Source organism: Acinetobacter sp. TSRC1-2, assembly GCF_049895885.1.
In the GTDB taxonomy this organism is placed as follows: domain Bacteria; phylum Pseudomonadota; class Gammaproteobacteria; order Pseudomonadales; family Moraxellaceae; genus Acinetobacter.
Genome location: NZ_JAFCTF010000024.1, coordinates 1 through 13,322, shown reverse-complemented (window position 1 = coordinate 13,322; position 13,322 = coordinate 1). Strand labels below are relative to the sequence as shown.

The window sequence follows — 13,322 nt, the reverse complement described above, 5'->3', positions numbered from 1 at the left end:
TTGCTGTTTTCTAAATGGGTCAAAAAAATTTAAATATATGAAAAACAAAGGTTTTATAAAGCGCATTTCGTATAAGCGCCATTATGTTAAATGGAGCATAAGGACTGCATTTTATTTCATTCTTTAGGCTGCAAGAATTCTTTCAAAATCGAGTACTCGATCAATTTGAATAACCAATCCAAGGTTATTTGGAATAGTAGATACAGAAATAGGTTTATTTGCTGTAGGTACATTTACAATGTGGATTTCACCTGTAGCCGTATGTTGTGGACCTGCATATAAAACCCCAATTAGTAGAATTTTAGTTCCAGCAGTAAGCATATTAGATTCAGGATCAATGTAACTCCCTACATAACTTAATAATACAGGGGAACCGCTTGACCCTGGAAAACAAGCAGCATCAATCATAAACTCAGGTTTTCCACAATAAGGTAGCTTAGGATGTGTAGCAGTTATGCCTTTACGTATGATAGGTAAATTATGACGTTTATCCCAAATTCCATTAGGGTAGCCAATCATAATAATATCGTTCATAGGTGGAATTTTTTCCAAGAAATTTGGAGAAGGAATATTATTCTTATTTAAGAAAACATAATAGAAACTTTTATTAGCTTTTTCTAATTGGCTTACCATGTTGCCGATAGGGAAAATAGCCAAATCAATATTTGGATCTGGATGCATAATAAATTGATTTTCAAAATCATTTAATTCATAAGTATAGTGATTATCAAGGTCTCTTACACCTGGAGTTTTTTGAGGAGAGAGGTAAAATTTTCCAGTTATTGCTCCTTTGATGACGTGTTTATTAGTGACAATACATGGTATGTGTGTCCCTTCTTTTTCATTATATAAAAATTGAAAGAAGAAACCTGTCCCTGTACTTATTCCTTCATTTGTTTGGCATTCGATTCTTACAGTACTGTGAATAATATTTTTTAATGGCTCACCGGCAGCTTGTTGCATAAACCTTCCTATTTCGTAGTTCAACTAAAATTAACATAATACACCTTATACGAAATGCTTATATTTTATTCTTTAATTTCAGTGGTATAGTCTAAACTTAACAACCCATTCTAGCCCGGATGGGTTTTTTTTATGATTTTTTACGTTCCACGCTGAATATTTAATCATTGTTTCACGAATTTGTTCATATCAGTTAAACAATCTTGGTTAATCATAGGGTCTAAAAAACCGACTCCAAAAGCCCCTTTTCAATGGCTCTGGTTCAACGTGCTCCGGCACTGGAATGCGCTTATTTTCTTTTTGATCCGGAGTAGTCAATCCGTCATAGTTCTGCTCAGGCTCAGGCTCAGGCTCAGGCTCAGGCCGAGGATCCGTTGCTATATCTTCGTTAAATTTCTGATCGGTAAACGTAGTCATATTGGCTTTTGGAGCCTCTAATAGACGCTGCATAGCTTCAATCTGTTCTTGATAGAAAGACTCTCTTTCTATGGATTGATTTTCTCTAAGTAGTGATTGATTCAATTGCTTTTCAAGCAGGTCAACTTGACGTTTAAGTATGTCAACTTCAGTCAAGTTTTGACTGTTAATTGATTGACTTTGATTGACAGTACTGGCTTTTGCTTGAGGTTCTCCAAAAACTCGCAATGCTTCTGAAAAATCAATTAACCCATCTGCCCCTTTAGATAAATTTCCTTTATTTATATGAGCATAAATAGCTTGTCTAGAATATCCATATAGTTTGGCTAATTCTGAAACTGACAATTTTTTCATTATGTAAACCAGTTTTCAATTTGTGTTAATACTTGACTGTCAACTTTACAATGTCAATTGACATCATTTATTGAAAGCCAATTTTGCGAAGTAATGGGGTAAGTTCTTTTAATTTCTCTGGCTCTTTTAGCATATCTGCAATCCGTACAGCAAATTGTTCATAGCTTTCGGTGCCTTGTGAAAGTTTTCCCATTTCAGGAAGCCCTGATAATTTACTCGCAAACGAATAGCGTTGTGCATCTGTTAAAGTGATCGTTATATCTTCGCTTACATCAATATTTTTAGCTGACTTCGTTACTGATTTTTTTTGTTTAAAGCTAAATGAAAAATCTGTAATTGATCTACCAGTTTTATGCTGTTCCACTTTAACAGTAATGTCGGTATGTTCATTTACTTGCTTTAATGCAATGTCTAAGACATATTTTTTAAAGTCATACATCCGTTTGTATTCAGTATCGAGTACACCTATTTTTTGTCTGAAATCAGATAAAGTTATGAGAGGCGTTTTTCCTGTACTACGCCATGTAATCAATATCTCATATAATCGAACGGCATAAGCACTTGTTAAATTGCTTATTTGTTGTATTTCATACTTTGTAAATTGTTCTTCTAGTCTTGTAATTAAAGGCACGATAGCGGGAGCAAAAATAAGTCTAACAACCGCTTCATTATCAATATAAGCGACTTCACTCACCCATCTTGACTTGTGATTAATAATGTTGCCTTTTTCACTAAGGCTTTGATAACTGAATTGTCTTGCAAATAGATCATCACAAGCATCTTTTAATGCCTGATAAGCCGTATTTCGATGTACACCAAATTGATTGATGTAGCTTTCAGCATGAACTGTTAATGGATCATTAGCATTTATTCCTTTACCCGACTCCCTTGCTTCAACGATAGCTAGAAGAATTAACCGTTGCTCAACTAGATCAAGGTTATAACTGGCATTAATTAATGCATTATCTTTTACTATTAGTTCTGTTTTCATATGAAAAGGTTATATTTTTAATTCAATAAGACGAGGTTATATCTTAAACTCGCTTAATGCAAGGTAAACCTCGTTTTAATGCAAGGTAAACCTCGTTTTAATGCAAGGTAAACCTCGTTTTAATGCAAGGTAAACCTCGTTTTATAGTCTGTAAGAGTTTTATAAATAAAGGCTTTCAGCGTGTCTAAAAGCATTTAAAAACTTTAAAAATAATTAAAAGCCTGGGGAATGAAAAATTGCCCTTGGTTTTCGCTACGCTCAAACTCTATTGAATCTCGCTTTCGCTCGATTCGTCGGGGCAATTTTTAGTTAATATTTTCGTGACTTTGAAAAAAAGCAAAAGCAAGATCAAAAGCGACTCGGAATTCGCTTCGCTCATAGCGCTTTTTACTCGCTTCGCTCAGTCTGGAGTCTTATTTCTGCATGTGATTTACGCTTATTTAGGTTTCACAACCTAAAAAGCTGTTTTTCAGGGAGTCTAGGCGCGAATTTTGCTGATGTCGCTCGTAGACACTCGCTTTGCTTATCTTGGTTATTACATCGAAAAGTTAAAGCCGGTGTCTTTTTTAATGTGAGGTGTCGATTGATTTTCAGGGTTGGGGTGTTGATCTCTATGATTAAAGGAGGGATCGACTAAAGCTTGTTGCTGTTGAATCACTCTAATCTCGGCAGTATGCGTTTCTGGACTTAACTTATTTAATAACGCTTTTACTTCCAGGCTGCTATACGCTTGGTCATTGACGCTATAAAACGGTTCAACGCTAAAATTGAGTTCTTTGTATTTCTGCAGTTGTTCGCGTTCAAATTCTTGCTGGTTATGTTCGCGGATCTGTTTGATCTGTTCTAAATATTCAGGTGAATTGTTTTGATTGCCGACCCCGAGCTTGGGTTCAGCAATATAAAAAGTGCCGTGATCTAAATTATATTGTTTATAACTTGAAGACGATACTCGATTGGGAATGCTGATCTCTTGTCCATCGATTTGGTAAGTCAAGGTCGGGGCATATTGGCGTAAGGCATCATTCATATGGTTTTCCCATTCCTTACGGATATACAGTAAGAATGAGCGGTAGTTGTCAAAGCCTTCATCCAGTTGTCTTTTTTTCGCCCCGCCTTTCTCCGGGTTTTTCGGATTAAAGCGTTTGAAGTAGGTTTCTGGCGTGCGGTCAAGCCCATCATTGGCTTTCAAAGACAACATGAGATGACAATGCGGTTGATCAATGCCTCCAATTCGCGATTTAACGTTGTGTATGGCGTAAGAGTGTGGATATTGATGGGTAACCACATGTTCGTTTAAAAATGCCTCTACCAGCATTTTACGCTGTTTTGCTGTGAGTTCATTGGGAAGGGCTAATTCATATTCCATATACACTTTGGCATTGGCCCGCTCATGGGTATCTGCTGCTTTCCAAAAATCAGCAGGATCTTTCGCCCAGGTTGGCATACAAAGACCCGGCTCGATATGTTCTAAAACTTCTTCGCTTTTAACACGTACATGCTGATATTTTTCTAGTCGAGCAATATAGAAATAATGTTCGAGTGCATAGCCTTTGGGTTTGTCTTTGAGCTGTAGGTGATAGCTAGCCATTTTGAGCCATTGTCTGGATGATTTCTTTTAAATAAATTGGTAAACCATCTTCATCCTTATAATCTATAAGTCGATCTAATACCAAAGGAAACAAGGTCTTGGCTTGAGTGTCACTGAGGTCAACATTGAGCATCTCTTGAAAAATAATCGTATTGCAATTGGCTAAATTAAAGTGCATATCTTGACTAAAAAGAGCACGAATTATTTGCTCGGCCGTCAGTTTGGTGACATCAATATTTTTTGTTTTTAACAATGCCAATAATGCCCCGCCGAGTTCAAATTTTTTCTTGTTATCTGCATTGCGTTTTGCTTTATTTTCTTTCTTCTCGAGCTGGTTGAGATACAGTTTTAAGCTATTTTCATCTGCTTTGTTGTCTTTGAAGCGTACATATTGAGTCGCCATCGTTTTGAGAATGTTCAGTGTCTGATCTTCAGGAGTCCTTTGGTACTGTTGATATACCTCGACAAACTTTTTTTCAAAGAAATCATGTGAAGTACTTTTTGAAAGTTCTTGATAAAGCAGCTCAACTTTTTGAAGTTGTCGAAATGGTTTAATCGCTTGTTTTACGATGACCAATGCAGTGGGTGATAAGTTCTGCATTTCAAATTGAGATGCTTGAATTTCACGAACTGCATTTTGAGTGACTTGATCCCGAAGATTGTATTTTTTTACATGGTCGACATAGGCCATTAACTCAGCTTTATTGAGTAAAAGTGCAGGTCGTCCACGTTTTGACTCAGAGTTTTGCATTTTAACAAGAAATCCATTCGCTTCAATTTCATTATGCTTTGTAGCATAACTTATTGGGCGAATGGATTTAATTAATAAAAAATAAAATAAATTTTATTTTTTATTAATTCGCACTTAACAGTTTCTCTTCGAGAAACTACAGTCCGCGATGGAATCCTTCCCCTCGACCCCTGAATCATCAGCTTAGGTATTGAACCTAAGCTGATGATATTTAAGCAATATGCTTAAATTTTAAAATCAAAACCATCCTGTGCTTTTGGGTTAGATTGCGCTTGTTTCCGGCAAAAAGGATGTCCGTTGCTGCATTTTCAGTTTTGTTTCTGCAAAAAGATGTCTGTTGCTGTATTTTCAGTTTTGTTGCTGCATTTTCAGTTTTGTTTCTGCAAAAAAAGATGCCTGTTGCTGCATTTCTAGTTTCGTTTCTACAAAAACGTGTTTGTTACTGCACTTTCAGTTTTGTTGCTGCAAAAAAGGATGTCCGTTGCTGTATTTTCAGTTTTGTTGCTGCAAAAAAAGATGCCTGTTGCTGCATTTCTAGTTTCGTTTCTACAAAAACGTGTTTGTTACTGCACTTTCAGTTTTGTTGCTGCAAAAAAAAGATGTCTGTTGCTGTATTTCTAGTTTCGTTATTACACTTTTCTTGATCGTGTTGCTGAACGATTTTTTGGAATTGTGCTGGTTCCTGTATAAATCTCCCTTAATATCTAAAAACTAGGAAACTTGTAATCTCGAAATCCTAGGGAAAATGAATGATATGTGTAAATAATGATCAAAATTTATATTTATTTGACGACATAAAACTATCTATATCAGCATGAAGGCCTTATCCAGCAAGGATTTTAGTAGAAACTTATTTTAAATATGTAGAAATCCACCCCCCTTATTATTTAACCTAAAAATAGGTAGTCGAGGCCACGAATTCCCTAGGTAAAATGAATGTTTTTTTGCAAATGTACCGTTTTTAATACAAAATCCATCTTTATTTAAAAACTCAGTTATTGACTAATATGCTGATATTTATATATTTAATTTTTGGTATATGAGTGCTGAATACTTCTTTTAAACGATTTTTTGAAATTGTACTGTTTTAAATTTTTTTTATAAAAAATAAGTATAGATATTTAGAAAATTTACTATTATCTGTAGAAATCCACCCCCCTCTCATTTTTCTATTCTCAAAAAAAAACAGAGCGTTAAACAGCTCAGAAAAATTAGGTATTCACTTTATTCATCATCTTCTTTAAATAAAAATTCGATCTCGTCCCACCTCGGCAATCTATACTCTTTAGGCACGACATCAAACTGTAAGCCTACACAATTTAGTACTTTTTCAAATAAATCAAAAGAGCCTTTAAAATGACCATTTTCAATCTCAGAAATTGTTGTTTTATGTACTCCAGATCTTTCAGATACCGTTTTTTGCGTATAGCCTAAATTTTTTCTCCGATTTCTTTTCTAGAAGCCATAACTTTCCGATTTCATCAGGTTAAATGTTCGCTATATAGCGAATATTGGGTATTAACCATACTATATTCGCTATATAGCGAACATTTAACACTAATATTTAAGTATTTTAAAATTTGCTTCATTCATTTTATCTAAGTGATTAGGTACTAAACCTATCTTAGCTTGATGCTTTGAAATATAGCTTTTACACAGAGTTTTTCACAAGGACGATATTATTTATGATAAATAAAGATTTAAATTTAATATATTAGATAAGCAATTTATTATATAAAAAATTAAAGAAGCAGCTATAGAGGCTTTTAAATTTATAAGACAACAGGATATTTTATGTTTATTGACTATGAAGAACAAAAAGCTCTGCTGAAATCCATTCAAGAATTCATTTTTTTAGATCTAGGGCATGATCTAAAAAAATTAAGATACCCAATTGATTGTCGATTTATGAATCCGGAAGGTGTTAATACTTTGAGTATTTTTTTTGATGAGCATGGTGATAATTTATACATTAAGTTTGGTGATCTTTATAAAAAAGGAATCAAAGAGATACAAATTTCTGTAATAAGTTTTAAAAAAACTAGAAAGGGTTATGGGACATTATTATTATCAAGACTGGCAGATATTGCAGAGAAATATAATTATCCAGAAATTTGTATTCACGCTCCTAATGAGAACTCCACTGCTTTTGGAGAAAAGTTTGGTTTTAAAAAACAGGGGAATTATCTGGATGTAGCTGTAGCAGACTTAAAAAGTAACTTAGTAGTGCGTAAGCAAGCCAAATTTTAATATGAATTAAAAAATTGAGTTCTAAACACTTAATTTTATATTAAGCAGATGATCAAGAGGCCCATCAATTGGGCCTTTCGTATAAGAACTATTATGTAAACTTGGAGTACACCCCAAAGTAACGTCATAGTAGCCGAAATCATGAACCTAAAATCAATGGCTTAGAAACCGTGGAACATCGATTTAGGTTTGTTTAAAACAAGTCTTAGATTTATACGTGACACTAAAAAGCCAGTTGCACTGGCTTTTTCTGAATTTCGTATAAGGTGTATTATGTTAATTTCAAAAATACTTAATAATCACTGAAGTCTAGCAAGCATTAACTTAGCTTCAGTATGTCCATTATTTGATGCTTTTTTTAGCCAATTCAGTGCTTGTCCTCGATTCTTTAGTAATCCATTATCACCATTTAAATATTTCTTCCCAATATTGAATTGTGCCATTGCATTACCATTATTAGCCGCCTTTAAATACCATTTATTTGATAGTGCTGTACTTTGTGCTATTCCGTGACCATTTGCATACATTGATCCAAGATCATATTGCGCACCTGCATGTTCTTGAGCTGCTGCCTTACTAAACCATTCAAAGGCTTTGGTATAATTTTGACTTACACCCTGCCCATAGACATACATTAAACCAAGGTTATGTTGTGCAGATGCAAGCCCTTGAAGTGCTGCCTTGCTATACCACTCAAAAGCTTTGGCATAACTTTTGGTTACGCCCTGACCATTGTCATACATCCTACCAAGATTATATTGCGCAAATGCCTCTCCTTGAGCCGCTGCCTTGCTATACCATTCAAAAGCTTTGACATCACTTTTAGTTACGCCCTGACCTGTTTCATACATCGATGCAAGGTTATTTTGTGAAGGTACATACCCCTGAGTCGCTGCCTTGTTATACCATTCAAAAGCTTTGACATCACTTTTAGTTACGCCCTGACCTTTTTCATACCTTACCCCAAGGTTATGTTGTGAAAGTGCATATCCTTGATTGGCTGCTTTGCTATACCATTCAAAAGCTTTGACATCATTTTTAGCTATACCCTCACCATAAGCATACATCATCCCAAGATCATGTTGCGCACCTGCATGCCCTTGAATTGCTGCCTTGCTATACCATTCAAAAGCTTTAGCATAATTTTTAGTTATGCCCTCACCACTGTCATACATTGATCCAAGAGCATATTGTGCACCCGCATGCCCTTGCTGAGCTATTTTTTGAAGCTGTTGAAAATTATCTGTATTAGCAAATGTAGGATTCATAAATAGAGATAAAGTGAGTGGTAATAATATTTTTTTAGTGAATTTCATTATCAAATATCTATTTTATTAAAGTGATAAAATTGTAGTGTAGCTTTGAATCTTTATTAAATAACATTACTAAATTAATTAAATCTCTACCCATTTAACATAATGGTGCTTATACGAAATGCGATTGTAATAATCTTTTAATATCAATTAATTATATTAAAATAGAAAACTCAAAAAACAGCAAAAAACCGGCTTGGAAACAAGTCGGCTTTTTTTAAATCAAAACTGATATCTTTTGCCAATAAAAAATAAGCTTTTTTTGATTTTTTTACAAATTTGTATTAACATTTTCATATTAACAAAAAGCGATGCAACTATGGAAATTGAGTTTTCATGGGATGAGCATAAAGCAGATAAAAACCTTAAAAAACACGGTGTGGCTTTTGAAGATGCAACATTAGTTTTTTATGATGCTCATGCCGTATATAAACAGGATCGCTTTGAAAATGGTGAATATCGTTGGCAAGCGATAGGTATGGTACATGGGCAAGCTGTTTTATTGGTGGCCCATACAGTACAAGACCATAATGGGATTGATCATATCCGCATTATTTCGGCACGACAGGCAGAGAAAAAAGAGAGGAAACAGTATGAGCAAAACCGTTACTTACAAAATGGATTTGAATAATCCTCCTGTTTTGTCTGAAGAACAAAAGGCAAGACTTGAAGCTTTGGCTAAGCGTCCAGACAGTGAAATAGATTTTTCGGACATTCCTCAACTTGATGAAAGTTTCTGGAAAAATGCAGTACAGAATCCTTTTTACAAGCCAACTAAACAAGTGACTACGGTTCGTATTGATGCAGATGTCATGCAATGGCTAAAGGCTCAAGGTAAAGGGTATCAGACACGAATGAACAAGATTCTGCGTGATGCTATGCTGAATGAATTAAAAAATCATCCATAAAAAATGGGAGCTATACGCTCCCATTTTTGACTTCGCATAAGAGATTTTATGTTAAATAAATGTTTTTAGACTTGATTAGAAATTTGTTTAAGATAGTTATTTTTACCAATCAAGCGTTGTGTTGCTTTTAAATCATTTTCTATTCTTTTAAGAATTCTTATATCTTTACAATGCTTGTTAGCTGGATGTAATTGATTATTTGCGATTACCACCCCTGTCACAAATTTGATGCTATTGGCAGAAAATATTTTAATTTTCTCTTTTTTTATTTTGTGTTGATACTTACTTATAACTTGAATAATTCTTTCTAAGAATTTTTGATTAACAGCCCTTCCTGTAAATGAAATATCATCAACGTATAAGCTCATTGTAATTGAACGACTTTTAGCAATTTTAGAAATCTCATCAAACATAGGCTTATTAGCCCAAAAAGCTAATGCTGAACTTAGTGGACTGCCTGTAGGAAGATGTCCATTTACAGTACTAACTTCAGCAATATGATCAGCAACATCTCTAGGGTACATCATTGTGTATCCGAAAAATGATTGAACTTTAGCTTTAGATGTAGAAGGATAAAAATCAGTAATATCTATATTTAGAGTATTCCCATTAATATCCAAATGAGCTTTTGCATTAGAAATAGCAGATTTAGAGCGCTTAGAATGAAGATATTCAGGAGCTTTTAGGTTTCCTAAAAGCTTCCCTATTCTTGAATGAATCTGCTTTAACCGATCATGGGGATTTTGAATTGGGCGAATTTTAATGACGTTGCCATTATTATCTTTTTTTGTATCAGTAAAGTACTGATACATCTGGCTTTTATAACGAGTAATGTCATTTAATTCTTTTACAGTTGAACCTAATAAAATAGCCAGCCTTTTCTTACTCGTAATATGAAATAACGGGGAGTTCATTAACTCTAGATCATAGACATATTTCGGATAATCGACTTGTAAGCTACTTTCCATTTTCTGTTAACCAATTCATTAGTTTAATTACTTTACTACCAGCAAAGTAACGAAATTTTCCTGATAAAGTATCTTTCTTGTCCATATTTTCAGAAAAGAGCATTAAGGACGACACAGGGATATCAAAGTATTCAGAATATTTATCTAAAAGCTCTAAAGTTGGTTTCTTTTTTCCACTTTCTATTTCAGATAAGTAAGAATTTGAAATACCAAGAGTTTGTGATAATTCTGTTTGAGATATGCGATGATACTTCCTCATGGTAAGTAGTGCATCATTAAGCATTAGAAATGACCTCTAAGAAATTTTTTAAAAGAGAACCATCTAAAGATGTGTTCTCCAAAAGATAATTTAGGAATCTAAATCATCATCTTGAAGAATGTGTTTTAAAATGAATCGCAACACAATGAGAATAATTTTAATGCACTTCCACCCCTTTGGGGGCTTAGCTTTATTTGCCTTAATCTCATCTTTAGATGGCTGTTGAACGTTACTTAAATGTTTCATGGTATCTTCCTCACGACCAGAATTGGCCCCATTTACGCTAGGAAGAAAAACACTCTGGTGTCCAACACTTGACTCTTGAAAAAGTGCCAAACGCTCCATTGCGTTTGGCACTACTATCGGTTTGTTATAGTTCTATCACATGTGTATCCAATTGATATCGACATGTCATCAAGGACCATACCCCCCCGAAATTTGAGGTTTTATCCTCCGAGTAATAAAGTACTCAAATAAAAAAAATGGGTGAATATCCAACAAGAAGTAACTTTTTTATTATGCATTTTTTTTTGCTAATAGCAAATATTTTTTCGCTCACAGCGAATTTTATACACAGGTTAAATATTCTAATTTTTAAGTGTTATAATATTTATACGCCAATGACGTATATTGAACTTATGTTGTTTATTGAAACCAGTATTTTTACCAAGCAAATTAAAGAACTTGTCACTGATGAAGAATATCGTCAGCTACAACAAGATCTATTGATACAGCCTGATAAAGGTGATGTGATTAAAAATGGTGGTGGCATTCGTAAAGTACGTTGTGCTCAAGGTAATAAGGGAAAAAGTGGTGGTATCCGTGTGATCTATTACTGGGTCACAGAGGATGACCAGATCTTTTTCCTCATCGCTTATCCTAAATCGGTGAAAGACACTCTAACGGATAAGGAAACTGCAATTCTGCGCCAATTAGTGAAGGAGCAATTTCATGGATAACAACTTATTTGATGACCTGGTTTCTTCAATCAAAGAAGCAGGCGCAATCAAACGTAAAGAGATCCAAGCAAGCCGAAAAACAGAGCTTGAATTGCCTGATATTAAAGAAGTACGTGAAAAGACTGGGTTGAGCCAAGTTGAATTTGCAGCACGGCTGCATATCAGCGCAAGAACGCTACAGAACTGGGAACAAGGCCGCCGATACCCAACTGGGCCAGCAGCGACTTTAATCCGTATTCTGGATGCACATCCAAGTGTGATTTAAAGCGAAAACACAGATAATAAAAAACCCCAACATCCTGTCGGGGTTTTTTATTGTCCATTATTATTCATTTAAAAAAACTATGATGATAAAGAATTTATCTATTTTACAAATTCTTGGTTTTTTTATAACCTTCAGTCGGCCAGACAGGAAATAAATTTTTTAATTTATTTCCTGTCTGGCCGACTGAATTTAGAGTCAATTTTGATTCCCAGCCAATACCCCTCGGCTGGGATTTTTTTTGTCTAAAATTTAAGAATGTACACAGCTACTGAAGCTTGCAAATACATTTTGTATAATCTCTTATGTTAAATGGGGATATACAATAATCTACATCTCACTTTTTTTTATTATAAAAGATGATAAGTAGGATTATGATAATAAAAAAGATCAAAAAGATAATTGCTGTTTCCATAGCTTGAAGCACCAATTTTAATTTGTTTAGTGAGAGTGTCTTTATTACTTAGAAAGCAATAGTTTTCAAGAAATCTACTCTAAAAGTAAAAAGAGAGCTATAAGCTCTCTTTTATGGATTTATTCAAAGTGAAGCTGGTAGTCATCTGTTGTAATTTTGATTTTGAGATTCTTATATTTTCTTTTAGTCGCACTGAGGGCTGAATTAGTAACTTCTGCATGAAATTTAGGATCACTCATAAGATCATGAAATAATTTATATCCAATCAATAATTTACTTGATTTTTTATTTTCTTTTAAATCATTTTCGATTAATTGATCTAAATCTTTTACAGAAAAACTATGCATATTATCCTCGGTAGTGTACTTCTGAATGAACACCATACAGATTTATTAGGAAGAAATAATTTTTTATATCTATCTAATACATATAATATTATAAAATAATATATTGAATTTATATCAAGCTTAGATTTACTAAACACCTTATACGAATTGAAAAAGCTAGTGCATACAACTGGCTTTTAGTGTCACGTATAAATCTAAGAGTTAGGGGCATTGCTTCTAAAGTAATGTTCCACAGCTTTTAAAGCCTTGATTTTAGGTTACTGATATAGACAGATGTAACGTTACTTTGGGGTATGCTCTAAAGTTACATTAGGACATTCATTAAAGTTATAAACCCTGAATAGAAATGTCCGGTTTGTCATTCAATCAAGAATACCGAGATTTTTACATATTTAAAAATTTTGCTGTAGCCATCAAACTCTATTATTTTAAATTTTCAGAAAAAATTTCATACCAACAAATATTTTTAATAAAAAACAATAAATTAAATGTTTGCTTAATTTTCATAATGTATATATAGTGTATATACATTTTATTGTATTAGTGCCTTTGGGAATAAACATCTTATGACTGATCA

At 33.9% G+C, this 13,322-nt stretch carries 15 protein-coding genes and 1 pseudogene; 5 read left to right on the top strand and 11 right to left on the bottom strand.

The genetic code is table 11. The annotated features are described in order from the left end of the window. Positions 1 to 123: 123 nt before the first annotated feature. The 6 genes and pseudogenes from ACP69Y_RS16255 to ACP69Y_RS16230 all read right to left on the bottom strand — a co-directional run. Positions 124 to 963: a S1 family peptidase gene (locus tag ACP69Y_RS16255; RefSeq protein WP_425919478.1), complete on the bottom strand. Its 840-nt coding sequence runs from the start codon at positions 961 to 963 to the stop codon at positions 124 to 126. A gap of 207 nt (positions 964 to 1,170) precedes the next feature. After that, a complete protein-coding gene (locus ACP69Y_RS16250; protein ID WP_425919477.1) occupies positions 1,171 to 1,734 on the bottom strand; it encodes a plasmid replication DNA-binding protein in 564 nt (187 codons plus the stop codon). Positions 1,735 to 1,801: 67 nt separating this feature from the next. Beyond that, complete coding sequence (gene repM, locus ACP69Y_RS16245) at positions 1,802 to 2,725, bottom strand: replication initiation protein RepM (protein WP_425919476.1); 924 nt, start codon at positions 2,723 to 2,725, stop codon at positions 1,802 to 1,804. A gap of 535 nt (positions 2,726 to 3,260) precedes the next feature. Next, complete coding sequence (locus tag ACP69Y_RS16240; protein WP_425919475.1) at positions 3,261 to 4,313, bottom strand: MobA/MobL family protein; 1,053 nt, start codon at positions 4,311 to 4,313, stop codon at positions 3,261 to 3,263. After that, positions 4,306 to 5,064: a hypothetical protein gene (locus tag ACP69Y_RS16235; protein ID WP_425919474.1), complete on the bottom strand. Its 759-nt coding sequence runs from the start codon at positions 5,062 to 5,064 to the stop codon at positions 4,306 to 4,308. Before ACP69Y_RS16235 ends, ACP69Y_RS16240 begins: the two co-directional genes overlap by 8 nt. A gap of 1,224 nt (positions 5,065 to 6,288) precedes the next feature. Continuing rightward, positions 6,289 to 6,516, bottom strand: a pseudogene (locus ACP69Y_RS16230) (helix-turn-helix domain-containing protein); the annotation flags it as partial. 342 nt (positions 6,517 to 6,858) lie between these two features. Between ACP69Y_RS16230 and ACP69Y_RS16225 the strand changes: the two are divergent. Continuing rightward, entirely contained in the window at positions 6,859 to 7,314 is a 456-nt protein-coding gene (locus ACP69Y_RS16225) for a GNAT family N-acetyltransferase (RefSeq protein ID WP_425919472.1), read from the top strand. A gap of 299 nt (positions 7,315 to 7,613) precedes the next feature. On the opposite strand, the gene ACP69Y_RS16220 is transcribed toward ACP69Y_RS16225, so the two are convergent. Then, positions 7,614 to 8,630 (bottom strand): SEL1-like repeat protein, encoded by a 1,017-nt coding sequence (locus ACP69Y_RS16220; protein WP_425919471.1) that lies wholly within the window; start codon positions 8,628 to 8,630, stop codon positions 7,614 to 7,616. A 316-nt stretch (positions 8,631 to 8,946) separates the two neighbouring features. On the opposite strand from ACP69Y_RS16220, the gene ACP69Y_RS16215 reads away from it, so the two are divergent. Further along, a complete protein-coding gene (locus ACP69Y_RS16215) occupies positions 8,947 to 9,258 on the top strand; it encodes a BrnT family toxin (RefSeq protein ID WP_425919470.1) in 312 nt (103 codons plus the stop codon). Next, entirely contained in the window at positions 9,221 to 9,535 is a 315-nt protein-coding gene (locus tag ACP69Y_RS16210; protein WP_425919469.1) for a BrnA antitoxin family protein, read from the top strand. Before ACP69Y_RS16215 ends, ACP69Y_RS16210 begins: the two co-directional genes overlap by 38 nt. Positions 9,536 to 9,600: 65 nt before the next feature. On the opposite strand, the gene ACP69Y_RS16205 is transcribed toward ACP69Y_RS16210, so the two are convergent. From ACP69Y_RS16205 to ACP69Y_RS16195, 3 genes are all read right to left on the bottom strand, one after another. After that, on the bottom strand, positions 9,601 to 10,503 hold the full coding sequence (locus tag ACP69Y_RS16205; RefSeq protein WP_425919468.1) for a reverse transcriptase family protein: 903 nt from the start codon (positions 10,501 to 10,503) through the stop codon (positions 9,601 to 9,603). Then, positions 10,493 to 10,786, bottom strand: coding sequence for a helix-turn-helix domain-containing protein (locus ACP69Y_RS16200; RefSeq protein ID WP_425919466.1), 294 nt, complete (start codon positions 10,784 to 10,786; stop codon positions 10,493 to 10,495). Before ACP69Y_RS16200 ends, ACP69Y_RS16205 begins: the two co-directional genes overlap by 11 nt. A gap of 66 nt (positions 10,787 to 10,852) precedes the next feature. After that, complete coding sequence (locus ACP69Y_RS16195) at positions 10,853 to 11,107, bottom strand: hypothetical protein (protein WP_425919465.1); 255 nt, start codon at positions 11,105 to 11,107, stop codon at positions 10,853 to 10,855. Between the two features lie 293 nt (positions 11,108 to 11,400). On the opposite strand from ACP69Y_RS16195, the gene ACP69Y_RS16190 reads away from it, so the two are divergent. Continuing rightward, a complete protein-coding gene (locus ACP69Y_RS16190; protein WP_425919479.1) occupies positions 11,401 to 11,721 on the top strand; it encodes a type II toxin-antitoxin system RelE/ParE family toxin in 321 nt (106 codons plus the stop codon). Continuing rightward, complete coding sequence (nadS, locus tag ACP69Y_RS16185) at positions 11,714 to 11,986, top strand: NadS family protein (RefSeq protein ID WP_425919463.1); 273 nt, start codon at positions 11,714 to 11,716, stop codon at positions 11,984 to 11,986. The genes ACP69Y_RS16190 and nadS overlap by 8 nt, the downstream gene beginning before the upstream one ends. 531 nt (positions 11,987 to 12,517) lie before the next feature. Here the strand turns inward: nadS and ACP69Y_RS16180 are convergent. Beyond that, positions 12,518 to 12,745, bottom strand: coding sequence for a hypothetical protein (locus ACP69Y_RS16180; RefSeq protein ID WP_425919462.1), 228 nt, complete (start codon positions 12,743 to 12,745; stop codon positions 12,518 to 12,520). Positions 12,746 to 13,322 lie beyond the last annotated feature (577 nt).

Excerpts from the sequence above, each read along its gene's own strand:
- nadS (WP_425919463.1), top strand. The coding sequence starts at position 11,714 with ATGGATAACAACTTATTTGATGACCTGGTTTCTTCAATCAAAGAAGCA.
- ACP69Y_RS16210 (WP_425919469.1), top strand. The coding sequence starts at position 9,221 with ATGAGCAAAACCGTTACTTACAAAATGGATTTGAATAATCCTCCTGTT.
- ACP69Y_RS16180 (WP_425919462.1), bottom strand. The coding sequence starts at position 12,745 with ATGCATAGTTTTTCTGTAAAAGATTTAGATCAATTAATCGAAAATGAT.
- ACP69Y_RS16205 (WP_425919468.1), bottom strand. The coding sequence starts at position 10,503 with ATGGAAAGTAGCTTACAAGTCGATTATCCGAAATATGTCTATGATCTA.
- ACP69Y_RS16215 (WP_425919470.1), top strand. The coding sequence starts at position 8,947 with ATGGAAATTGAGTTTTCATGGGATGAGCATAAAGCAGATAAAAACCTT.
- ACP69Y_RS16190 (WP_425919479.1), top strand. The coding sequence starts at position 11,401 with ATGTTGTTTATTGAAACCAGTATTTTTACCAAGCAAATTAAAGAACTT.
- ACP69Y_RS16250 (WP_425919477.1), bottom strand. The coding sequence starts at position 1,734 with ATGAAAAAATTGTCAGTTTCAGAATTAGCCAAACTATATGGATATTCT.
- ACP69Y_RS16225 (WP_425919472.1), top strand. The coding sequence starts at position 6,859 with ATGTTTATTGACTATGAAGAACAAAAAGCTCTGCTGAAATCCATTCAA.
- ACP69Y_RS16240 (WP_425919475.1), bottom strand. The coding sequence starts at position 4,313 with ATGGCTAGCTATCACCTACAGCTCAAAGACAAACCCAAAGGCTATGCA.
- ACP69Y_RS16200 (WP_425919466.1), bottom strand. The coding sequence starts at position 10,786 with ATGCTTAATGATGCACTACTTACCATGAGGAAGTATCATCGCATATCT.
- ACP69Y_RS16255 (WP_425919478.1), bottom strand. The coding sequence starts at position 963 with ATGCAACAAGCTGCCGGTGAGCCATTAAAAAATATTATTCACAGTACT.
- ACP69Y_RS16220 (WP_425919471.1), bottom strand. The coding sequence starts at position 8,630 with ATGAAATTCACTAAAAAAATATTATTACCACTCACTTTATCTCTATTT.
- ACP69Y_RS16195 (WP_425919465.1), bottom strand. The coding sequence starts at position 11,107 with ATGGAGCGTTTGGCACTTTTTCAAGAGTCAAGTGTTGGACACCAGAGT.
- repM (WP_425919476.1), bottom strand. The coding sequence starts at position 2,725 with ATGAAAACAGAACTAATAGTAAAAGATAATGCATTAATTAATGCCAGT.
- ACP69Y_RS16235 (WP_425919474.1), bottom strand. The coding sequence starts at position 5,064 with ATGCAAAACTCTGAGTCAAAACGTGGACGACCTGCACTTTTACTCAAT.